Origin of the sequence: Novosphingobium resinovorum (assembly GCF_027922145.1) — a bacterium.
Classification (GTDB): domain Bacteria; phylum Pseudomonadota; class Alphaproteobacteria; order Sphingomonadales; family Sphingomonadaceae; genus Novosphingobium; species Novosphingobium resinovorum.
This window is the reverse complement of the sequence record NZ_BSFC01000019.1, coordinates 40,939-62,101: the sequence shown is the minus strand read 5'-3', so window position 1 is coordinate 62,101 and position 21,163 is coordinate 40,939. Positions and strand designations below refer to the sequence as shown.

The following is a 21,163-nucleotide window of genomic DNA, read 5'->3' as shown; positions in this document are numbered from 1 at the left end:
GCATGCGGCTGCTCCCGGGCGCGGCGCTGGCGCTGGGCGCCTCGCTGTTGTGCGGTACGACCGTCGCGCCGCCGCTGCCCTACGGCACGCTCGACCCCGGCGTGGGCGCGCGGTTGCCGGGCTTCGCGGCCGAACTGGCGCAGCGCCCGCCGCTTACCGGTGTCGGTGCCTGGACGCCGCTGGCCGAGGCCGAGGCATGGCGCCGTCTCTCCACCGCGCCCAACCCGCAGCGACAGGCGGTGCGCTGGGACTATGCCCGCAGCCTGATCGCCGCCGAGCGCGGGCCGGAAGCGCTCGGTGTGCTCGAAGTCATGCGGCAGGACGACCCCGACCTCGGCATGGTCGATGCGTGGAGGCTGGCTCACGGCGCCGCGCTGACGCAACTCGGCCGGTCAGAGGATGCCATGGGCGAACTCGACATGCCGGGCCTGCGCGCCAATCCCGAGGCATGCCTCTGGCGCCTGCGCGCGCTGGCGCAGGAAGGTCTGGCCGAACAGGCGCTGGCGCAGCTGGAATGCGCCGGACCCGCACTCGCCAGCCCGCGCGGCGCGCCGTTCGTCCTCGCCGCTGCGCGCGCCGGAGTGGAGGGCGGTGCGCCGGACAAGGCGCTGCACTGGTTGTCATGGCTGCCCGACCGCGACCCCGCCGCCAACCTGCTGCGTGCCCGCGCTGGGCAGGCCTTGGGCCATCCCGACGAGGCCCGCCTGCGCTATGCCCGCGTGGTGCAGTCCGGAGACCCGGTCGAGCGCATGGACGCCCGGCTCAGCAAGCTGGAGGGCGACGTTGCCCGAGGTGCGATCCGGCCCGAGGCGGCGCTGAAGGAACTCGACGCCATCCGCTATTCGTGGCGCGGTGACGGTATCGAGGAACGCGCGCTGCGCTTGTCCTACCGCCTTGCCGACGCGCGCGGGGACTTGTCCGGGACGCTGTCCGCCGGAGCGGCTCTGGTGCGCTTCCACGATGTCGCCGACCTCGGGCCGGAGTTCCTGCCCGGCCTGCGCGCGAAGCTGACTGCGGCGCTCGACCCGGCGCGCAAGCTGGCGCTGGACAAGGCGGCCGGGCTCTACTGGGACTATCGCGACCTCGCCCCGAACGGCGCCGAGGGCGACCTCATGGCGAGCCAGCTTGCCGCGCGGCTGCAGCAGGCGGGCCTCTATGAGCGCGCGGCGGACCTCCTCTCCTATCAGCTGACGCAGCGTGCCGGCGACCTCGCGCGCGGACCGCTTTCGGCGCGGGTGGCGGGGCTCTACATCCTCGCCGGCAGGCCCGAGCGGGCCTTGCGCACCTTGCGTGAAACCGACGATCCCGGCCTCCCCGACGCGATGATCGCCGAACGCAAGCGCGTCGAGGCGGCCGCACTCACGCAAGTCGGCCGCGCCGAGGAGGCCATGGCGGTGCTGCAGGATTTGCCCGGAACCTCGGCGCTGCAGGCGGAAATCCTGTGGCAGCGGCGCGAGTGGGCGCGCTATGCGACGCTCTCGGCGGGCGCTCTACCGAAGGGGCGTGTCCTCGATCCGGTGGCCCAGGCGCAAGTGCTGCGCCACGCGATCTCTCAGGCGATGCTGGGGCGGGAAGACGCGCTCTCCGGGCTTCACGCGCGCTATGCGGGGGCGTTCAAGGGTCTGTCGTCGGCGCCGGTCTTCGAGATGCTGACCGGGACTGCCGGGGCGGTCGATCCGGGGAAGCTGGCGCAGGCCATGGCGGCTATTCCCTCGGCCAGTCCGGCAGGGGATTTTGCGGATTTGCTGGAAGCGGGGAAGAAGTGAAGTCCTGGGGCGCCAAAGAGCTTTGGCGCCCCAGCCCCCCATACTGTCGTCGTTTCCCGCGCAGCAGGTTCAATCCCGCATTGCGCGGCAGGCTTTCATCGTCATTCCCGCGAAGGCAGGGGCCCCTCTGATGACCTGGCAATAGGCACCGTCAGGAGATGGGTTCCCGCCTTCGCGGGGATGACGAAAAGTAAGAGATAATACGCAGCTACCTCGCCAAGTGCGCCTGACGAAGCTGCGCGCGTGCCCTCGACGGTATACCGGGTGCACGGGTGGTAAGCCCCTGCGAACCTTAATCGAGGAAGTTCACCAGCGACATCGAGTTCAACTGCGAGAACACCGAATAGCTCGCCTGCAAGATCGTCTGCCGCTGCGAGATGTCGATGGCGACCTGCCCCAGGTCCGCGTCCTCCACCGAACCGATGACGTTCGTCAGCAGCGTCACGCGGTCGTCGGCGCGGGTGCTCAGGGTTTCGACTTTGGCCTGCATCCGGCCGTTGCGGGCGTTGGCCGACTGGACTTGCGTGATCCCCTTGTCGAGCAGGCCGAGGGCGTCGTTGATCGCCTGCGTCTGTTCCTCGGTCAGCGTATCGCCGAAGGGACCGGCAGCGGCGAGGGCCTGGAACGCGGGGATGAGCGAACTGCCGATGTCGCTGGCGCCGATGCCGTAGTCCACGTCGAGCCCGTCGCCCGCGCGGGTGGAAAGGCGCACGGAATCGTTGGTGAAGGCCGTGGTGGAATCGTAGTTGGCAAGATCGTCGAGCGAAGCCGGGGCGAACGGCGTGCTGGAGGTCTGCGATCCGGCGAACAGCGGCACGCCCGCCACCTTGGCATTGAGCGCGTTGCGCAGATCGCCGAAGGCGTCCTCGATGATAGACTGCAGGCCCGGCGAGTTGCCGGTGCCGACGGCGCTGAACAGTTCGTCGCGCAGGCTGCCCATGGAACTATCCACCGCCTCGATGTTCGCCTGATAGAGCGAGAGCGTGGTGGAGACGCGGCTGATGTTGGTCTTGTAGCTCTCCTGCGTCGCAAGCATCGACTTGGCCGACAGCGTGCGCACCGCGTCGAGGCCGAGCCCGGCGTAGTCGTTGACCTTCTTCTCGGTCGCCAGTTGCAGCTGGCTGGTGGCGAGGCTCTGCTGCGAGCGCTGGATGGCGCTGGAGAGGGTCTGCTGGAGCGGGATTGTGGCTACACGGGTCATCTCGGGGCCGGTCCTCAGAGCATGTTCAGCAGGGTGTCGTACATCTGCGAGGCGGTGGTCATCACCCGCGCGGCGGCGGAGTAGCTGTTCTGCAGCACGACCATCTGCGCCAGTTCCTCGTCGATGTTGACGCCGGAGTAGGAATCGCGCCGCGTCGCCGCGTCGGTCAGGCGAGCGGAGGCATCCTCGTACGTCGTCTGCGCCAGCGAGGCCTGCGCGCCGATATTGCCGAGCAGGCGGTTGGCGAAGGCGCTGATGGTGGCCTTGCCGTCCCTGCCGAAGTCGGCCGTCCCCGAGAGCGCATCGACGAACGCGGTGGCGTTGCGGATATCGCCTGCGCCGATCGCCTTCTCGCCCACCGCTGCGCTTGCCTGCAACTGGGCGAGCGGCACGCGCGAGGTGTCGTTGAGCATGTCGGCGGAGACTTGCGCGGTCGCAAGCCCGCTTGCCGCGCCGGTGAGGCCCGAGAGAGCGGAGAAAGTCAGCCCGGTGCCGTAGCGGTTGGTGCTGTCCACCGGCACTTCGATCGTCGCGCCGGAGTTGCCGACCTTGGGCGTGAAGGCGACGCGGCCGGTATCGTCGAGCGCGAAGCTGCCGTATTTCGCCAGCTCTCCGCCGTTCAGCTGCGTTATGACGTCGCCCCAGGTGTCGCCGTCGGCAGCGGTCAGGGTCTGGCTGGTGAGGATCTTGCCCGAGGAATCACGCAGGACCAGCTTGGTCGTTTCGCCTGCGGTGAACCCGGTCGGGTCGCTCGCGGTGAAGCCCGAAGGCACGAGCCCGCTGGTGCCCGAGCGCACCAGATTGTTGAGCCCGAAGAACTGCGAGAACCCCGCGCCCGCGCGGTCGCTGGGTGCGTCTGCGTCCTGCGCGATGGCGATGCCGTTGGCGCTCGATGCGGCGCTGATCGACAGCACGCCGTCCGTAAAGCTGGCGGTGGCGACGGGGGAAAGCCCGGCGTTGATCGCCGCAACCGCGTCGTCCACGGTGACATTTGCGGGGAGCGCGTCGAAGTCCACGGTGGTCTTGGCCACCATGGTCCCGTCGCTCGACACGACCGCGAACGTGGCCTTGCCGGTGAAGCCGAGGCGGTCGCTGCCGATGAGGCCGTTGGCCTGCCCGGTCAGGGTTTGCGGCGCGGGGAGGGTGGTGCCCCCGTTCGACACCGCGTTCAGAGTCTGGGCAAGGCCGGTGAACAGCTGGCCCAGCTGCTCGGAAAAGCCCGGCAGCACGCGGTCGCGCATGTCGAGCAGGCCGCCGAGCTTGCCGCCGACGGCGGTGGAGGAAATCGTCTCCCCGGTCGAAGCCTGCATAGTGCCGTCGTCGCTGGCGAAGCGGATGTCGATGGCGGAATAGCTGGTCTGCGCCGCGCCAGCGCCCTGGTCGGCATAGCTCAGCTGGCGCAGGCGCTTGTCGAGCAGTACCTGGCCCGAGGCGGTGTCGATGGTGACGCGCCCGTCGGGCTGTTCGCGCACGCTGACTTCGACGAGGCCGCTCAGTTCCTCCAGCGCGCTCATCCGCTCGTCCGCCGGGCCGGAGGTGCTGAGGCCAAGGCCCTGCAGGCGCGAGACATCGGAGTTGAGGCCGTGAATCTTTTGCAGGAGCCCGTTCACCCGGTCGACGGTGTCGGAGACTTCGCTTTCCACGTCGGCGCGCAAGTTGGTGACGTCGGACTGCAGGCCCTGCAGGGTGTCGATCGTGTCGTCCACGTTGCCGGTGAACAGCGCGACGGACTCCGCCGAGCCTTGCAGGCCGGTGACCTGCGACACCGAACTGGAGATCGCCGAAAGCCGTGCGGTCAGGCCGCTGTCCGAACTCGGCGATCCCAGCAGCGCCTGCAGGCGGTCGAGGTAGCTCGCGGCCGCCTCGGCCCGTCCGGCAGTGCCCGCACGCTTGTAGACCGCGTTCTCGAGGAACTTGTCGGCCACGCGCGAAGGCTCGCCCACGACCACGCCGTTAACCGTGCCGCCCGCCACCGACGCGCTCTGCGACACCGTCTGGCGGGCATAGCCGACGGTGCCGACATTGGCGACGTTGGTCGAGACGACCTGCATCCCCGCCTGCGAGGCGGAAAGCCCCGAGATCGCGGAACTGAGGATCGAGTTGATGGACACGGGCTAGCCGGGCAGCTGCGTGATCAGCGCTTCAGGTTGCTCACTTCCTGCAGCATGTCATCGACCGTGGTGATGATCTTGGACGAGGCGCTGTAGGCGCGCTGGAACAGGATCATGTTGGAAAATTCCGACGCCAGATCGACGTTAGAGGCTTCCAGCATGCTCGCCGAGATCTTGCCGCCGCCCACGGTGCCGGGCTCGTTCAGCGCGAAGTTGCCCGAATCTTCCGAGACGATGTAGGCGTTGCCGCCGATGCGGGTCAGGCCGTCCGGGTTCTGGAAGGTGGCGATCGGCAGCTGATAAATCGCGCGTGAGGTGCCGTCGTCGAACACCGCGCTGACGACGCCAGTGTCGGAGATCTTCACCGAAGCTACCGTGCCCAGCATGCCGCCATCGACGGTTGAGGAGAGCAGCGCCGAGGTGCTGCCGAACTGGGTCAGCCCGTCGAGCCCGGCGTTGCCGCCGAGGTCGAGGCTGATCGGCATCGCGGCGGCGCCATTGTTGTATTCAAGCTGCAGGCTGCCGAACAGCGCCGTCGCGGGGGTGCCGAGGTCGAGGCTGCCGTCGGCGTTGAAGCTGACGGTGGTGCTGGCGATCATGCCGTTCGCACCCACGGGGTCGCCGTTGACGCTGGAGATGTCGGTGGGGTCGCCGGTGATCTCGGCTGCCCACTGGTTCGCGCCGGTCTTCACGAAGTTGAACGTCAGCGTATGCGCGGTGCCCTGCGAATCGTAGATTTCGACAGAGCGCGAGAACTGCGGATCGACGTCGCCGCTCGACATGTCGCCGGCGTCGTAGTCCGCCACCGCCTCAGAGGTGGAATCGAGGTTGGCGCGCAGTTCGATCGAGGTCGTGGGCGCTGCTGCCCCGGTCAGTGCGGTCGGGCGGATCGGTTCAAGCGAGGAGATCGCGCCGTTGTTCGCATAGTTGCCCTGCGTGTCGAGCGGCCAGCCCATCAGGTAATAGCCCGAGGTGTTGCGAAGGTAGCCCGAGCTGTCGGTGGTGAAAGATCCCGCGCGGGTAAAGGCGGTCGCGCCGCTGGCGTCGGCGCTTGAGCGCACGACGAAGAAGCCAGCGCCGTCGATGGCGATGTCGGTCAGGCTGGACGATGCCTGCAACAGGCCCTGCTTGGAGATCAGCGACTTTGCCGTCGCGGTCACGCCGCCCGCCGAATAGGTCGAGGAGACGCTGCCCCCGTTTACCAGTGATTCGAACTGCGCCGAGGTGCCCTTGTAGCCCACGGTGTTCACGTTGGTGATGTTGTCCGCGACGGTCGCCATGGCGCTCGACTGCGCACTGAGGCCCGAAACGCCGGCATAGAGAGCGGAATAGAGGCTCATTGCATGTCTCCTGTGCCGTCCATGCGGCAATATTGGCGTCGCGGGGCGGCGCACCCACGCACCGGACACAGGCATTGTAGGATGAATTGGGGAGGGTTGGTTGTCCGGTCGGAAAAATGCTCCTTGTTCCGCAGGAACGGGGGGGCGACGCCGCAGGCGTTGGTGGAGGGGGAGGCGCAGGAAAAACCCCTCTGTCACCGACATCGTCGGCGCCACCTCACCATTCCTGCGGAACAGGGAGGATAAGTCGGCCTGCTTGACCCCACCCTGGCAAAAATTGCCTGCCTTGACCGGATCGCAGCACTGCCATCCTATAATGTCAGTCTCAAAGGGACATTCTGGGACATGACGCTTCGTATTTCGCTTCGCAACGGCGAGCCGGTCATCGTGAACGGCGCGGTTCTGCGCGCGGTCGGTCGCACCGATCTGGTGCTGGAAAACGACGCTACGATCCTGCGCGGGCGCGACGTCATGAAGCCGCAGGACGCGACCTCGCCCGCCAAGCAGCTCTACTTCGCGTGCATGATGGCCTACATCGACCCGGCCGATCTCGAACGCCACCAGCAGACCCTGCTGGAGAAGCTGGAAATCCTGCTCGGCGCGCTCGAGGCGCCCGAGGCCAAGGCGGTCTGCGTCGCTTTCGCCAACAAGGTTTCTGTCGGCCAGTTCTACCAGGCCTTGGCCGACTGCCGCTGGCTGATCGCCTACGAAGCCGAGGCGCTGGCCCGCGTGGTTCCGGAGTAGCGCGTCGATGCTACCTTCCCCGTTCGACATTGCGAGCGCAGCGAAGCAATTCAGGACGGTTTGCGCTGCCCTGGATTGCTTCGCTGCGCTCGCAATGACGAGGGATGGGGCAGCCCCGTGCCCCTAGCTGCCGCCGCATCCGGCCTGCGCATGCTCGCGCCCGACCAGCGCTACGGCCGCGTCGTCGCGGTGCGCGGTGCGCTTATCGAGGTGGACGGGCTTGCCGGGGCGGCGCGGATCGGCTCGCGGATCACCTTGCGCTCGCCTGTAGGGGCGATCGAGGCGGAAGTGGTCGGCCTCGATCACGGCATCGCCCACTGCATGCCCTTCAACGAGCCGGAAGGCATCGCCTCCGGTTCGCGCGCGGATCTGTCGGCCGGGCAACTGGGCCTGCGCGTCTCCTCGGGCTGGCTGGGCCGGGTAGTGGATGGGCTCGGCCGTCCGGTCGACGGCAAGGGTCCGCTGCCGCAAGGACGCGAGCAGCGCCGCATCAAGTCCGCGCCTCCGCCCGCCTCCGCGCGCGCCCGCGTCGGTGCGCGGATCGAGACCGGGGTGCGCGCGCTGGACCTTTTCGCGCCGTTGTGCCGGGGCCAGCGCCTCGGCCTTTTCGCGGGATCGGGCGTGGGCAAGTCCACGCTCCTGTCGATGCTGGCGCGCTGGACCGAGTGCGACGTCGCCGTCATCGGCCTCATCGGCGAGCGTGGCCGCGAAGTGCAGGAATTCATCCAGGACGATCTCGGTGAGGAGGGCCTCGCGCGCAGTGTCGTCGTCGTCGCCACCTCGGACGAGCCCGCGCTGCTGCGCCGCCAGGCCGCCTGGACCACGCTGGCCGTCGCCGAACATTTTCGCGACGAGGGGCTGGACGTGCTGTGCCTGATGGACTCGGTCACCCGTTTCGCCATGGCCCAGCGCGAGATCGGCCTCGCCGCCGGAGAGCCGCCTGCGACCAAGGGCTATACCCCCACCGTCTTCGCCGAACTGCCGCGCCTGCTGGAGCGTGCCGGGCCGGGAACTGCGGGGCAGGGGGCGATAACCGGCCTGTTCACTGTCCTCGTAGACGGCGACGACCATAACGAGCCGGTGGCGGACGCAGTGCGCGGCATTCTCGACGGGCACGTCGTCATCACCCGCAAGATCGCCGAGCGCGGGCGCTATCCCGCCATCGACGTCCTGCGTTCGGTCTCGCGTACTTTGCCGCAGTGTCTCGAACCGCAGGACAACGCCACCCGCCTTGCCGCGCGCGCCGAACTGGCGACGTGGAAGGACATGGAGGAGATGGTGCGCCTTGGCGCCTATCGCGCTGGGGCCAATGCGGAAGTCGACCGCGCCGTCGCACTCGCCCCGCGCATCGAGGCGCTGCTCAGTCAGGACAAGCGCGTCCGCAGCTTCGCCGCCGAAGACTTCGCGGCGCTCTCGGGTATTCTGGAGGAAATTCATGAAAACGCCCTATGACGCCGCGTTGCGCGTGCGGCAGCGCGAACTGGACGAAGTGAGCAGCGCCATCCGCACCGAGGCGGGCGCCTTGGGCGCGGTCGAGCAGGAGCGGATGCGCGTCGCCGCCGCGCTGGTGCACGAGGCGGACCTTGCCGCCACCGACCTCACTCTCGTCTCGCCGGGCTGGCAGCGGCGCATGCGCGGCGAGCGGCAGGCGCTTTCGGCCCGTGAGACGCAGCTGCAGGCGCGGCTCGACGCCCTGCGCGAAGTCGCAGTGGACGCCTACGGCGTGCTGCGCGGGATCGAGAACGCCGCTGACGACTACCGCGCCGAAGCCCTGCGCGACGAAGCCGCCGCCGAGCAGTCCGCCACCGACGACATCAGTGCCGCCGCCTTCCTGCGGACCCTGCGCGCGCGATGATCGACAAGACCGCCTCTTCGGACCTGACGGCAGCGAATCTGTCGGCGTCGCAGAAGGCGCGGTTGATCTACGATACGGCGCGTTCGGAGATGTCCGGTCGCCTGTGGCGCGCGGCGCTGGGTTCGGCCGATGAGGCGAAAGGCGAGAGTAAGCCCTCGGTGACGGGCCTGCACCAGAGCGATCCGATCGGGCTCGACCGGCTGCTGGCGATCCTCGATCCGGCCTCGAAGGCGGCGCTGGACACGGCTGTGCCGCAGGTCGAGGTTCCGGCTAAGACGAGCGGCGATGCGGTGTCCGCCATGGGCGACGGCGCGAATGCGCGCTATGCCGGGATGCTCGGCGCGGCGGCGGAGCGGACCGGCCTCCCGGCCTCGGCGCTGGCCGCAATCGTCGATGCCGAGGCGGCGAAGGGCCCGGGCGGGACCTGGCAGCCCTATTCGCGCAACCCGCGTTCCAGCGCGGCGGGGCTCGGCCAGTTCCTCAACGGAACGTGGGAAGGCGAGGCGGTGCGCTCCGGCACCTGGCTCAACAGCACGGCAGAGGCCAACGGCTGGCTCGACGCACGCGGGCAGGTCAAGGCGGAGAGCCGGGGCGCCCTGCTGGCGCTGCGCTACGATCCGCGCGCCTCGATCGAGGCGGTGGCGGACTATGCCAGGGCCAATGTCGCGGCGCTGCGCCGCTCGGGCGCGACAATCGGCGCGGGCACCACCGAGGTCGCGCAGGCGGCGTACCTTGGCCATCACCTCGGCGTCGGCGATGCCAGGCGGTTTCTTGCGGGCGGCCTCTCACCCGACCGCGCGCGCAAGCTGCTGGGCGCGCAAGTCGGTTCGGCGGCGGCGGAACGGCGGATCGCACAGGCCGGAGGCGCGGTTGCGGCGCACCGGTCGTGGCTGATGGACTATGTCGGAAAGCACGTCCGGCCGGAAAGATTTGCCTGATCCTATATTGGCGGGGGCAGTGTGTGCCATCCTTCGGCAAGCTCAGGATGAGCGGAGGGATGGGATGAAAGTGAAATTTGGTCAGATTTCGTTAAATTACGCCCCAATCCCGCTCAGGCTGAGCTTGTCGAAGCCCGTGAGGCGTGGCGCAAAGTGCGAATAGGTAGGAAAATCACTCCACCGCTACGGCAAATTTTGCCGCATCAGTGGATAACTCTCGTATAGGATTGCTGGTTCCCGATTTATAGGAATAGATTCCGAGCCCATGGACGCGTCGCAAGGGGCTTCGCGTGCCATCGGGGTTCGCCATGTCGAAGATCACTGTCGCGCTCGAGGCTGCGGTTGCTGCGGTCAGCGCCAATATGCCGCCGGAAGGCACCGAGCAGACCCGGCGGCAGCGGGCCGAGGTTGACCGCGCTTTCGCCCGCATCCTCAAGTTGATCGCGCCGCGCATCCGCCATTTCATCCGGCAGTATGGCCTCGTCGGCCACTGGGACGATGCGGAGCAGTGCTGCGCCATCGCCGTCCACCGCGCGATCCTGGCTTACGAGCCGGAGAAGGCGCAGTTCACGACGTTCGTGAACTGGCAGATTCGCGGTGAACTGCAGAGCCTGCGCTTCCGCGTCATGACCGACCAGCGCCCCTCCGCCCGCAAGGTGGAAGCCACCACCGTCTCGCTCGACGCCATCACCGGCGGCGAGGACGGGGAGGGGCTGTCGATCCTGGCGGCCATCGCCGACGAGGATGCGCTCGGCCGCACCGAGGCCGGGGCCAGCGACTACCTCGCCCATTCGGCGATGAGCGCGCTGACCGACAGCTACGTCGAGCACATGCGCAATTCCGGCCTCGACCGCATCCGCCGCCGCGCCCAGCCCCGCAAGCTGACCCGCGCCGAGCGCGCTGCCGGGGCGGTGGCGCAGCGCCGTCCGGTGCTCGACACCGGGGAAGTCGGAGAGCTGGAACAGCGCCTCCAGCACAACCGCCAGGTCGTCGAGGGCCGCCTGTTCGAGACTTCGGCGCTCGATGGGGCCGAGGACGAAACCGTCCGCGAACGCATGCGCCAGATCGCCAAGCGCGCCGCCAAGACCATGGGCGATCTTGCCGTCGCCGATCCGCGCTTCGCGCTCATGGCCGAGTACCGCCAGGCGATGGTGGCGGCGCACTGAGTGATATTCTGTGTCGTCATTTTCCGCGACCCGGAGGGCAGCGCGAAGCGCTAATGCGCGAACCCATCTCCTGAGGGTGCCTGTTGCACCGGCGTCAGTTGGGTCCCCGCCTTCGCGGGGATGACTTCGCAGGGATGGGGGGATGTATTTCAATCGGGCGCATCGTGCTCACACGCTACGTCCTCACCCCACCGGCACCGCGCCGTTCTCGTTCGCCAGCCCGGCCATCACGGTGCGGTTGACGGTGATCAGTTCGTCCACGCTTTCGCGCCCGGTGATCACCTGCGAGGTGTACTTGTCCACCCACAGGCTGAGCGAGACGATCCCGGCGCGCAGTTCGTCAGGCAGGGCGTTGGCGGAATCGATGCACAGCGTGCGGAAGGCGCCCCAGACCTCGCGGTTGCGGTGAAGTGCGGGGGCCAGCTGTACGCCCGAAAACCCGGCATCGCGCGCGGCGATCATTTGGGCGGTGATCTCGGTCATCAGCCGGAATTCGGTGCTACGGGGCGTCTCGGCGACCTTGCGGGCGCGGACGTAGGCGTTAACGGACATCGGGGCTCCCGGACGGGGTGGGGCAAATAGCGTCGCCTGTCTCATATAGAGCGTCACGCCCCCGCCCGGTCGCGCCCGCGAAAAATGCGCGAGCCGCCACCGCGATGCAGCACGCCGTCCTATAATTCAGCAAAGGTCCCGTCTCTCGCGGGCAAAGCTTTCTCGGAAATTTCCATGCTCAATATCGTCGGCCTCGTCGTCATTCTGGTGTGCGTCTTCGGCAGCTTCCTGATGTCGGGCGGCAGCATGGGCGTCATTTTCCACGCCCTGCCGCACGAGATGATGGCGATCGGCGGTGCCGCTTTGGGTGCGTTCGCGCTGGGCAATTCAATGACGACCCTGAAGAAGGCGGGCAAGGGCATCGCCCGCGTGTTCAAGGGCGAGCGCTGGAAGGAGGCGGATTACCGTGACCTCCTCGCGCTGCTGTTCGCGCTGCTCGCCACCTTCCGCAAGGGCGGCGCCAACGCCATCGAGCCACACCTCGACCGGCCCGAGGAAAGCGCTCTGTTCGCCCGCTATCCGCGCCTGCTGGCGGACCACGAGCTGATCGAGTTCATCTGCGACTACCTGCGCATGATGACCGTCAACTTCGAGGACCCGCACCAGCTGGCCGAGGCGATGGAGGGCGATATGGAACGCCACCACCACGAGGAACTCGGCCCCCAGCACGCGATCCAGATGATGGCCGACGGCCTGCCCGCGATCGGCATCGTCGCGGCGGTTCTGGGCGTGATCAAGACCATGAGTTCGATTGACCAGCCCACCGAGATCCTCGGCGCGATGATCGGCGGCGCGCTGGTCGGCACGTTCCTCGGCGTTTTGCTGGCTTACTGCCTCGTCGGCCCGATCGCGCAGAAGCTGCAGCAGATCATCGACGCCGATTTCAAGCCCTACACGCTGGTCAAGACCGCCATCGTCGGCCACGCGCAGGAGCAGCCCACCGAGATCGCCATCGAGCTGGCGCGCCGCATGACGCCGTCGAACTACGCCCCCAGCTTCCAGGAGATGGAGACGGCGCTGGAGGCGGTGAAGGAACAGCTCAATGCCGCTCCGGCCTGAGGCGCGCTGACCCATGGCCACCAAGGGCAACGAAAAGCGCCCCATCGTCATCCGCAAGGTCAAGAAGGTGGTCGGCGGCGGCCACCATGGCGGCGCGTGGAAGGTCGCCTATGCCGACTTCGTGACCGCGATGATGGCCTTCTTCATGCTGCTGTGGCTGCTTGCCAATCCGGACGAAGTGCAGCTCAAGGGCCTTGCCGAGTACTTCTCCGCCGATTCCGAGAAGGCCAACCCGGCGACCACGCTGACCAAGGACCCCGGCATGCAGCCGGGATCGGGCGGCCACGGGCGCAACAATCAGGGCGACAAGGAAGAGCCCGAAGGCCAGCCCGCCTCGGAGGCCGGGACCGTGGGCACCGCGCGCGGGGGTACGGCGGAAGTGCCCGCGGCTTCGCTGCGCGTCATGGCGCAGGAGATGCAGGTGGCGCTGCAGCCGCCGATGGACAGCCAGGGACGCGCCAATGTCGACGTGCGGCCGAGCCGCGAGGGGATGCGCATCCACCTCGTCGACAATGCGCAGCGCTCGATGTTCAAGGGTAGCACCGCACAGCTCAACGACTTCGCGCGGGCGCTGCTGACGCGGGCGGCGAAGCAGCTTGCCGGGATCGACGCGCGCATCGCCATCGAGGGCCATACCGACGGCGCGGGCGGGAACAGCGATGCCAACTGGCAGCTTTCGGCCGATCGCGCCCTTGCCGCGCGGGCGGCGCTTGTGGCGGCAGGGCTGCCGGCGGACCGCTTCGCCGAGGTCGTCGGCAAGGCGGCCACCGAGCCGGTCTATCCCGACCAGCCCGATCGCCCCGAAAACCGCCGCATCACCATCGTCGTCATGGCCGAGGCAGGCGCGCTGCCGCATGACGCCAGCTTCAAGTTCTGAGCGGAGGGCACCATGATCAAGCGCATCGTGATGGGCCTGCTCGCCACCGTGGCGGGGCTCGGCGTCGGCGGGGCGGGGGCCTGGGGCGTGCTCCACTTCGCGCCGCAGCTGGTGACGGGGCATGCGAAGAAGCCGACCAAAGGCCCGACCGAGTTCGTGCCGCCGGTGGAAGTGCTGGCGCCGCTGGTCTTCGCCGACGGGCGGCTTTCGGGCTACGAGACGTTCGAGATCCAGCTCGAGGTGCCGCAGGGGACGACCGAGGAAGTGGGCGCGAAGCTGCCGCTATTGATGAACGCGGTGAACCTGCGGACGTATCGCACGCCGATGGCCAGCGGGCCGGACGGAATGCTGCCAGGGCTCGATGCCTTCCGCAAGGTGGTGATGGACGCCGCGCTGGAGGTCTACGGCAAGGACGCGGTACGCTCCGTGGCGGTGACGAAGGCGTCGCCGGGGTAGGGGCTGCGCTGGAACCCGATCCTTCGACAAGCTCAGGATGAGCGAAGTGTTGGGGGCGAGCGCAGCTTTCAAATAAAAAAGCCCGTCATCCCAGCGAAGGCTGGGACCGCTGGCCTGTTACTGCGGGCTTTCGTTCGAATGCCCTGCCGAGGGTTGGGCTTCATGCGGCCAGCGGTCCCAGCTTTCGCTGGGATGACGGGCGCGCGCAGGGAGACAAACGCCCTCAACCCGCTCAGGCTGAGCTAGTCGAAGCCCCCTGCGGCAAGGCGCTACCCGAAACTCTTCACTAGCGACCCCGCCACCAGCGCCCAGCCATCGACCAGCACGAAGAAGATGATCTTCATCGGCAGCGACACGGTCGCGGGCGGCAGCATCATCATGCCCATCGCCATCAGCACCGCCGCCACCGCAAGATCGATCACCAGGAACGGCAGCAGCAGCAGGAAGCCGATCTCGAACGCGCGGCGCAGTTCGGAGATCATGAAGGCGGGCATCAGCGTCGTCATCGGCAGTTCCGCCCTGCTCTTCGGCACTTTGCCCGAGAGGCTGACGAACAGCTTCACGTCATCGTCGCGCACTTGTTTCAGCATGAAGGCGTGGAACGGCTTGCTGGCGCGGGACAGCGCCTCGGTCTCGTTGATCTGCCCGGCGTTGTAGGGCTCCATGCCCTGCTTCCACGCCGCGTCGAACGTCGGCGCCATGACGAAGAAGCTGAGGAACAGCGCCAGCGAAATGACGATCGGGTTGGGCGGCACGCCCTGTACGCCCATTCCCGAGCGCAGCAGCGAGAGCGCCACGACGATGCGGGTGAACGAGGTGATCGTCATCAGGATGCCCGGCGCCAAGCTGAGCACCGTGAGCACCATCACCAGCTGCAGCACCCGGCCCGACATCGTGCCGCCGCCGGTCAGGGCGCTCGCTGCGCCTCCGGCGCCAGCACTCTGGGCCATCGCCGCGACGGGCAGGACGAGGACCACCAGAACCGCGAGAACGGCCAGAATGCGCCGAAGCACGGTTTCCCCGGGGAAACCGGCAGGGGTGGCAGGGGCGCTCATCAGTGCAGTTCCGTCTTCACGTCCTGCGTGAACCAGACGTCCGGGAGCACTGGAATGCGGTCCGCGAAGGAGGCTTTGTGTGCTTCCGGTTCCTTATCAAATATCTGATTTTCATCATTTTGTTTGACGATCTCGACCGCCTTCGGGGCCGCCGTGCTGTCCAGCACCGTCACCCCTTCCGGGCCGATCAGGACGCTGAATTCGGTATCGTCACGGCGCAGCAGCACCAGCGAGCGGCGTTGGTCCACGGCAAGCCGCTCGACTACCTGCAAGCGCTTGTCGTTCCCGGTATTACCCAGCTTTTCCAGCCACTTGCGCGGCATGGTCAGGTCGTAGCGCTTGACGGCCCACAACAGGCACACAAGGGCACCCAACACGACCATAAGGGCACCCAGCATGCGCACAAGCGAGAACAGGTCCACCTTTCAGCGCTCGGCCTGGACCACGCGGGTGATCTCCAGCGACATGGCCTCGCCGTTGACGAGGATGCGGCCCTCGGCGACGAGGCGGTCATTGACGTAGAGGCGCGTCGGATCGTCCTGCCCGCAGTCGAGCTGGATCATCGCGCCGCGGCTCATCTTGAGCACCTGGCGGACCGGGATGCTGGTGGAGCCCAGCACGATCTGCAGGTCGATGGGAATGCCTTCGAGGACGGACACCGCGCGTCTCCTTTCACTCGCAGCTTTATAGGGGAAAAATTTATAGGAGTAGTGCGTCACTAGGAAAAAGTTGCCTATAAGGTCGAGGTAAGGGCGTACAGGGGCATCTGGGGACCAAGCGTGGCGGAACTGGGCAATTCGATCGACGTCTCGGCATCGGGCCTGCGCGCGCAGGCGCTGCGGATGCGCGTCATCGCCGAGAATCTCGCCAACTCGGACTCCATCGCCACCACGGCCGAGGGCGATCCCTATCGCCGCCGCGTCGCCAGTTTCGCAAGCGAGGTCGATCGGAATACCGGCGCCACGCAAGTTACCGTGAAGTCCATCGAAGCGGACCAGAGTGCCTTCGGTCGGATCTACCAGCCCGGCAATCCCGTCGCCGACGCGCAAGGGTATGTCGAGCAGCCCAACGTCAATCCGCTGATCGAGGCCGCCGATATGAAGGCGGCGCAGCGCTCCTACGAAGCCAACCTCAACGCCATCGAGGCGGCGCGCGGCATGACCATGCGCACCGTCGATCTGCTGAAGTAAGGACGAGGCAATGTCGATCGGCTCCCTCGATGGGCTTTCCGCTTACGCCCGGGCGGCCCGGGCCACCAATCCGCTCTCGGATACCGGCCAGAGGAGTGGCGGCCTTGCGCCCTCCGGTGGTCTTGCTCCGAGCGGTGGCGGGTTCGGCTCGATGGTCGAGAGCATGGTCTCGCAGACCGGCGACGCCTTGCGCGGGGCCGAGGCGCAGAGCATCAAGCAGATCGGCGGCAAGGGCGACCTGATCGACGTCGTCACCGCCATTGGCGCGGCGGAAACCGCGCTCGATACGGTAGTGGCGGTGCGCGACCGGGTGGTCTCGGCCTACTCCGACATCATGAAGATGCAGATCTAGGGATGAGCGGGTGCGCTGAACGGGGACCAAATCCCCGTCATCCTGAACTTGATTCAGGATCCATCGGGCGGTCGTACCCGATGGCTTATGTCACCATCGGCGCTTGCGGTTTGCTGCGGCAAAGCACCGGGCTTGAGGCGCGATGGACCCTGAAACAAGTTCAGGGTGACGAAGCAAAGGGGCGGCATCGCGCCATCCCGTGACGCCGGACGCCGCCATCGAACTCGCCCGCGCCGCGCTGGTGCTGATGCTGACCATCTGCGGGCCGATGCTGATCGCCGCGCTGATCGTCGGCGTGCTCATCGGCCTGTTGCAATCCTTGACGCAAGTGCAGGAAATGACGCTGACTTTCGTGCCCAAGCTGCTGGTGCTGGGCGTGGTGATGCTGCTCAGCCTGCCGATGATCGGCCATGCCCTGAGCAATTTCATGGACCGCGTGGCCGACGCCATCGTCGCGCATTAGGCCGCCGATCGTGCTTGATCGAAGCTCGCATAGGCGAGAGCTGGGGTATCAAAACCCGATCCGTCATCCCCGCGATTGCGCGTGCGCGTCGATTTACCGCGCGGGCGCACCCGCATGAACGCCATCGACCTCGCGACCCTGCTGCGTCTGCCGATCGACACGGCGGCGTTCCTGCTGCTGTTCTGCCGCGTCGGCAGCGTCATCATGCTGCTGCCCGCCTTCTCCGACGACGGATTGCCGATGCAGATCCGCCTCGTCATGGCGCTGGCCTTCACCTTCGGCATGTATGGCATGCTGGAGCCGCACGTCACGCCTGCGTTGCAGTCCGGCCTGTCGATGCCGCTGCTGGTGATCGGCGAGGTCATGGTCGGCCTCGCGCTCGGCATGATCGTGCGCATCCTGTTCAGTGCCGCCGCCATTGCCGGGGCGCTGGCCTCGCAGCAGGTGGGCCTGTCCTCCGCGCTGGTGGTCGATGCGGCGATGGGCGGGCAGGTGCCGCTGCTCGCGCGGTTCGTCGGCGTCTCGGCGATCGTGGTGTGCCTTTCGACGGGCGTGCATCACTTGTGGATCGCCTCGATCTTCAAGTCCTACGCCAGCTTTCCGGTCGGCGGGATGCCGCCTGCCGCTGACTTTGCGCATCTCGCCGTCGCGGTCATGGGGCAGGCGACGGCGTTGGGGCTGAGCCTGTGCGCGCCGCTGATCCTCTACGGCATGCTGTTCAATCTGGGGCAGGGGCTGGCGGCGCGGGTGGCGCCCTCGATCCAGGTGTTCTTCATCATGCAGCCCGCGAACCTGCTGCTCGGTCTCTCGGTCCTGGCGATGACGATGGGGGCGATGCTCACTGCTTTCGCGAACGCCATGGCCACGTTCATGCAGAGCGGGTGGAACCTCTGACATGGCCGATGACGCCCCCGACAAGGACCAGCGCACACACGAGCCTACGCAGAAGAAGCTCGACGACGCCCGCAAGCGCGGCGAAGTCGCCATCGCGCCGGAAGTTCGCCACGCCACGATGATGGCGGGCGCTCTGGCGGTGACGGGGTGGCTGGGGCTCTCGGCGATGGAAAGCCTGGGCACCATGCTCAAGCGGCTCTGGGGCCATGCGGAGGATTTCAGCCTCGATCCGGACGGCGCGCAGGGCCTTGCCACCGGGGTCGCGTGGCACACGCTGGTGTCGCTGCTGCCGGTCTTCGCGGTGCTGATGGCCGCGGCGGTGAGCACGATATTCCTGCAGGGCCGCGCGGTGATGAGCTGGTCGCGTCTTTCGCCGAAATGGTCCAAGCTCTCGCCCGCGAGCGGGTTCTCGCGCCTGTTCGGCACCCGCGCGCTGGTGGAATTCGCCAAGACGCTGGCCAAGATGAGCGCAATCGGCCTCGTGGTGTGGATGGTGCTGGCGCCGCGCCTGCAGGGCGTGGACGGGCTGGTCGGCCGCTCTCCCGGCGCGATCGGTGCGGCGGCGGGGGGGCTCGCGTTCGAGGCCCTGCGCGCGGTGGCGATGCTGGTCGCGGGTCTCGCGCTGTTCGACTTCCTGTGGCAGCGCCGCAGCTTCCTGCAGCGCATGCGCATGACCCTTCAGGAAGTGAAGGACGAGCACAAGCAGAACGACGGCGATCCCAAGATCAAGGCCAAGATCCGCCAGATCCAGATGCAGCGCTCGCGAAAGCGGATGATGTCGGCAGTGTCGACCGCCAGCGTGATCGTGACCAACCCAACGCACTACGCCGTCGCGCTCAAATACGAGCATGGCGTGACCGCCGCGCCGACGGTGGTAGCGAAAGGCGTGGACGCGGTGGCCCTGCGCATCCGCGAGGTCGCAGCGGAGGCCGGGGTGCCGATCCTGGAGAACCCGCCGCTGGCCCGCGCGCTCTTCGCGGCGGTGGAGATCGACCACCCCATCCCGATCGAGCACTATCAGGCAGTGGCGGAGATCATCGGCTACGTGCTGAAGCTGGCGAAGAAGGCGGGGCGCTGATGTTCCTCACCGAGCTTGTCTTGGGGAGGTGGCGCCGACGAAGTCGGCGACGGAGGGAGAATCTGCACGCCTTCTCCTCCTCCACCACCCGCTTCGCGGGCGGTCCCCCTTCCCCGAGACAAGCTCGGGGAGGAATTGCGTCGGTCACACCCGACCCTCCCAACTCCATCCTATAAAGCACACGATGCCCCGGCTGCCGTTCCTCCTCGCGCTTCTCGCCCTGTTGTCGCCCTCGGTGGCACAGGCAGGCCCGCAGCCGCGCATCAAGGACATCGTCGACGTCGAGAACGTGCGCACCAACCAGCTGGTCGGCTACGGCCTGGTGGTCGGTCTCCAAGGCACCGGCGACCGCATCCGCAACGTCCCCTTCACCGAGGAGACCTTGCAGGCGATGCTGGAGCGCATGGGCGTCAACATCCGGGGCACCCAGATGCTTACCCAGAACGTCGCCGCCGTAACCGTCACCGCGACGATGCCGCCCTTCGCGCGCGCGGGATCGACGGTGGACGTGCAGGTTTCGGCGCTCGGCGACGCCAGCAGCCTGCAGGGCGGCATTCTCCTCGTCTCCTCGCTGCGGGCGCTGGACGGCGAGATCTACGCGGTGGCGCAAGGGCCCGTCGCCGTCTCCGGCTTCAAGGCGCAAGGGGCGGGCGCGAAGCTCAGCCGGGGCGTGATGACCACTGCGCGCATCGCCGGCGGCGCCATCATCGAGCGCGAGGTGCCTTATGACCTGCGCAATGCCCACTCGCTGAAACTGGCGCTGAAGAACCCCGATTTCACCACCGCGCGCCAGATCGCCCAGACCATCAACCGGCAGGCGCCCGGCTCGGCCGAAGTGCTCGATCCCGGCACGGTGGAGCTGCGCCCCTATGGCAGCGGCTCGTTGATCGACCTCGTCACCCAGGTCGAGAACCTGACCGTCGCGGTCGACCAGCCCGCGCGGATCGTCATCAACGAGGCGGCGGGCACCGTGGTCATGGGCGCGGACGTGCGCGTCAGTCCGGTGGCCATCGCGCAAGGGGGGCTGACGATCAGCGTCACCGAGACCCCGGTGGCCTCGCAGCCCGCGCCGTTCTCGGGCGGGCAGACGGCGGTATTGCCGCGCACCACCATCCAGGCCAACGACGGAAACGGCGCGGCGCTGGCGATGCTGACCAGCGGCACTTCGCTGCAGACGCTGGTGGGCGGCCTCAATGCGCTGGGCGTCAGCCCGCGCGATCTCATCACCATCCTGCAGGCGCTCAAGACGGCGGGCGCGCTGCAGGCCGAAATAGCGGTGCAGTAGGATGAGCGATCCGATCAATACCTATCCCACGCGGCCGCCGGTTCAGGCGCCGACGATCTCGCAGGATCGCAGCCCGGCGGCGGTGGCGCGCCAGTTCGAAGGCGTCTTCGCAGGCCAGATCACCAAGATCATGATGGAAACCGTGGAGCAGGACGAGCAGTTCTCCGGCGGCCACGGCGAGGAGATGTTCCGCGGCATCCTGGCCGAGCAGATCGGCAACTCCATCGCGTCCGGCAAGGGCCTCGGCATTGCCTCGGCGGTCGAGGCGCAGATCATCCGCCTGCAGGGCGCGACCAATGCCGAATGACAACGAGACCGCCGCCGCCATCGTCGGGGTCATGACCTCGCTCTCCTCGGTCATGCGCGAGGAGACGCGCGCGCTGGAGAGCGGCATCCGCGCGCTCGACCTGGCCGAACTGGCCTCGGCCAAGGCGCGGCTCGTGGGCACGCTGGAGGAACACCTCGCCCGCGTGACGCGGCAGGAGCCGGGCTGGACCGCGCAGCTGGACGCCCCCTTGCGCGAGAGCTTCACCGAAGCGCTGGGCGAGCTGCGCGCCGCCTCGATGGTCAACGCCGCGCTGCTGGAACGGCACATCGAGCTGTCCGCCGACCTGATGGGCGCGATTGCGTCCGAGGCCAAGCGCCTGACCGGCAACCGCGCCTACGCCTACGGGGCGCGCGGCACCCTTGCCCGCGCGGACCTGACGACGCCGATTTCGCTCAACGGGGAGTTCTGAGCGGGTAATTTTCGGGAGCCCCGCCGCCCTCCGGCGTGCTAAGG

Annotated in this window: 24 protein-coding genes; 17 read left to right on the top strand and 7 right to left on the bottom strand. The window is 67.7% G+C overall.

From position 1 onward, the window contains the following. The first annotated feature begins 2 nt into the window (after positions 1–2). Positions 3–1,766 carry a hypothetical protein gene (locus PKE80_RS10300; protein ID WP_271182385.1) on the top strand — a complete coding sequence of 588 codons (1,764 nt, stop codon included), beginning with the start codon at positions 3–5 and terminating at the stop codon, positions 1,764–1,766. Between the two features lie 292 nt (positions 1,767–2,058). On the opposite strand, the gene PKE80_RS10295 is transcribed toward PKE80_RS10300, so the two are convergent. From PKE80_RS10295 to flgE, 3 genes are read right to left on the bottom strand one after another with little or no spacing between them, the layout of a single operon-like run. After that, a complete protein-coding gene (locus PKE80_RS10295) occupies positions 2,059–2,967 on the bottom strand; it encodes a flagellin (RefSeq protein WP_036527369.1) in 909 nt (302 codons plus the stop codon). Between the two features lie 14 nt (positions 2,968–2,981). Beyond that, positions 2,982–5,078 carry a flagellar hook-associated protein FlgK gene (gene flgK, locus PKE80_RS10290; protein ID WP_271182384.1) on the bottom strand — a complete coding sequence of 699 codons (2,097 nt, stop codon included), beginning with the start codon at positions 5,076–5,078 and terminating at the stop codon, positions 2,982–2,984. A 23-nt stretch (positions 5,079–5,101) separates the two neighbouring features. Continuing rightward, positions 5,102–6,418, bottom strand: a complete 1,317-nt coding sequence (gene flgE, locus PKE80_RS10285) for a flagellar hook protein FlgE (protein ID WP_271182383.1) — start codon at positions 6,416–6,418, stop codon at positions 5,102–5,104. A gap of 345 nt (positions 6,419–6,763) precedes the next feature. On the opposite strand from flgE, the gene PKE80_RS10280 reads away from it, so the two are divergent. The 5 genes from PKE80_RS10280 to PKE80_RS10260 all read left to right on the top strand — a co-directional run bounded on the left by PKE80_RS10280 (position 6,764) and on the right by PKE80_RS10260 (position 11,121). Then, positions 6,764–7,162 carry a flagellar biosynthesis repressor FlbT gene (locus tag PKE80_RS10280; protein ID WP_036527376.1) on the top strand — a complete coding sequence of 133 codons (399 nt, stop codon included), beginning with the start codon at positions 6,764–6,766 and terminating at the stop codon, positions 7,160–7,162. 150 nt (positions 7,163–7,312) lie between these two features. Beyond that, positions 7,313–8,614 carry a flagellar protein export ATPase FliI gene (fliI, locus tag PKE80_RS10275; protein WP_051586963.1) on the top strand — a complete coding sequence of 434 codons (1,302 nt, stop codon included), beginning with the start codon at positions 7,313–7,315 and terminating at the stop codon, positions 8,612–8,614. Continuing rightward, complete coding sequence (locus tag PKE80_RS10270; RefSeq protein ID WP_036527383.1) at positions 8,598–9,017, top strand: hypothetical protein; 420 nt, start codon at positions 8,598–8,600, stop codon at positions 9,015–9,017. Before fliI ends, PKE80_RS10270 begins: the two co-directional genes overlap by 17 nt. Continuing rightward, positions 9,014–9,955 (top strand): peptidoglycan-binding protein, encoded by a 942-nt coding sequence (locus tag PKE80_RS10265; protein WP_271182382.1) that lies wholly within the window; start codon positions 9,014–9,016, stop codon positions 9,953–9,955. Before PKE80_RS10270 ends, PKE80_RS10265 begins: the two co-directional genes overlap by 4 nt. Positions 9,956–10,263: 308 nt before the next feature. Then, the gene (locus PKE80_RS10260; RefSeq protein ID WP_211150608.1) at positions 10,264–11,121 is read left to right on the top strand and encodes a sigma-70 family RNA polymerase sigma factor; all 858 of its coding nucleotides are present in this window, start codon (positions 10,264–10,266) and stop codon (positions 11,119–11,121) included. A gap of 183 nt (positions 11,122–11,304) precedes the next feature. Here PKE80_RS10260 and flaF read toward each other — a convergent pair whose 3' ends face one another. Next, entirely contained in the window at positions 11,305–11,673 is a 369-nt protein-coding gene (flaF, locus tag PKE80_RS10255) for a flagellar biosynthesis regulator FlaF (protein WP_036527388.1), read from the bottom strand. 174 nt (positions 11,674–11,847) lie between these two features. On the opposite strand from flaF, the gene motA reads away from it, so the two are divergent. From motA to PKE80_RS10240, 3 genes are read left to right on the top strand one after another with little or no spacing between them, the layout of a single operon-like run. Beyond that, entirely contained in the window at positions 11,848–12,732 is an 885-nt protein-coding gene (gene motA / locus PKE80_RS10250) for a flagellar motor stator protein MotA (RefSeq protein ID WP_036527390.1), read from the top strand. A gap of 13 nt (positions 12,733–12,745) precedes the next feature. Further along, positions 12,746–13,609 (top strand): flagellar motor protein MotB, encoded by an 864-nt coding sequence (locus tag PKE80_RS10245; protein WP_271182381.1) that lies wholly within the window; start codon positions 12,746–12,748, stop codon positions 13,607–13,609. A 12-nt stretch (positions 13,610–13,621) separates the two neighbouring features. Then, positions 13,622–14,065: a hypothetical protein gene (locus tag PKE80_RS10240; RefSeq protein WP_211150606.1), complete on the top strand. Its 444-nt coding sequence runs from the start codon at positions 13,622–13,624 to the stop codon at positions 14,063–14,065. Positions 14,066–14,334: 269 nt separating this feature from the next. Here the strand turns inward: PKE80_RS10240 and fliP are convergent, their stop codons facing one another. Genes fliP through PKE80_RS10225 form a run of 3 tightly spaced genes read right to left on the bottom strand, consistent with a single transcriptional unit; the run spans position 14,335 to position 15,779 of the window. Further along, complete coding sequence (gene fliP / locus PKE80_RS10235) at positions 14,335–15,120, bottom strand: flagellar type III secretion system pore protein FliP (protein ID WP_211150605.1); 786 nt, start codon at positions 15,118–15,120, stop codon at positions 14,335–14,337. Then, the gene (locus PKE80_RS10230; RefSeq protein ID WP_211150604.1) at positions 15,120–15,542 is read right to left on the bottom strand and encodes a FliO/MopB family protein; all 423 of its coding nucleotides are present in this window, start codon (positions 15,540–15,542) and stop codon (positions 15,120–15,122) included. Before PKE80_RS10230 ends, fliP begins: the two co-directional genes overlap by 1 nt. Positions 15,543–15,545: 3 nt before the next feature. After that, positions 15,546–15,779 carry a FliM/FliN family flagellar motor switch protein gene (locus PKE80_RS10225; RefSeq protein ID WP_008832790.1) on the bottom strand — a complete coding sequence of 78 codons (234 nt, stop codon included), beginning with the start codon at positions 15,777–15,779 and terminating at the stop codon, positions 15,546–15,548. Positions 15,780–15,899: 120 nt separating this feature from the next. Here PKE80_RS10225 and flgC point away from each other — a divergent pair, with 120 nt between their 5' ends. From flgC to PKE80_RS10185, 8 genes are all read left to right on the top strand, one after another. Then, positions 15,900–16,310 carry a flagellar basal body rod protein FlgC gene (gene flgC, locus PKE80_RS10220; RefSeq protein ID WP_211150603.1) on the top strand — a complete coding sequence of 137 codons (411 nt, stop codon included), beginning with the start codon at positions 15,900–15,902 and terminating at the stop codon, positions 16,308–16,310. A gap of 10 nt (positions 16,311–16,320) precedes the next feature. Further along, positions 16,321–16,662, top strand: coding sequence for a flagellar hook-basal body complex protein FliE (gene fliE, locus PKE80_RS10215; RefSeq protein ID WP_036527400.1), 342 nt, complete (start codon positions 16,321–16,323; stop codon positions 16,660–16,662). 199 nt (positions 16,663–16,861) lie between these two features. After that, positions 16,862–17,125 (top strand): flagellar biosynthetic protein FliQ, encoded by a 264-nt coding sequence (locus PKE80_RS10210; protein WP_271182380.1) that lies wholly within the window; start codon positions 16,862–16,864, stop codon positions 17,123–17,125. Between the two features lie 114 nt (positions 17,126–17,239). Next, on the top strand, positions 17,240–18,019 hold the full coding sequence (locus PKE80_RS10205; RefSeq protein ID WP_271182379.1) for a flagellar biosynthetic protein FliR: 780 nt from the start codon (positions 17,240–17,242) through the stop codon (positions 18,017–18,019). A 1-nt stretch (position 18,020) separates the two neighbouring features. Next, entirely contained in the window at positions 18,021–19,097 is a 1,077-nt protein-coding gene (gene flhB, locus PKE80_RS10200; protein ID WP_271182378.1) for a flagellar biosynthesis protein FlhB, read from the top strand. A gap of 184 nt (positions 19,098–19,281) precedes the next feature. Beyond that, positions 19,282–20,382 carry a flagellar basal body P-ring protein FlgI gene (locus PKE80_RS10195; protein ID WP_036527406.1) on the top strand — a complete coding sequence of 367 codons (1,101 nt, stop codon included), beginning with the start codon at positions 19,282–19,284 and terminating at the stop codon, positions 20,380–20,382. A gap of 1 nt (position 20,383) precedes the next feature. After that, positions 20,384–20,689 (top strand): rod-binding protein, encoded by a 306-nt coding sequence (locus PKE80_RS10190; RefSeq protein ID WP_036527407.1) that lies wholly within the window; start codon positions 20,384–20,386, stop codon positions 20,687–20,689. Continuing rightward, positions 20,679–21,119: a flagellar biosynthesis protein FlgN gene (locus PKE80_RS10185; protein WP_036527415.1), complete on the top strand. Its 441-nt coding sequence runs from the start codon at positions 20,679–20,681 to the stop codon at positions 21,117–21,119. Before PKE80_RS10190 ends, PKE80_RS10185 begins: the two co-directional genes overlap by 11 nt. Positions 21,120–21,163 lie beyond the last annotated feature (44 nt).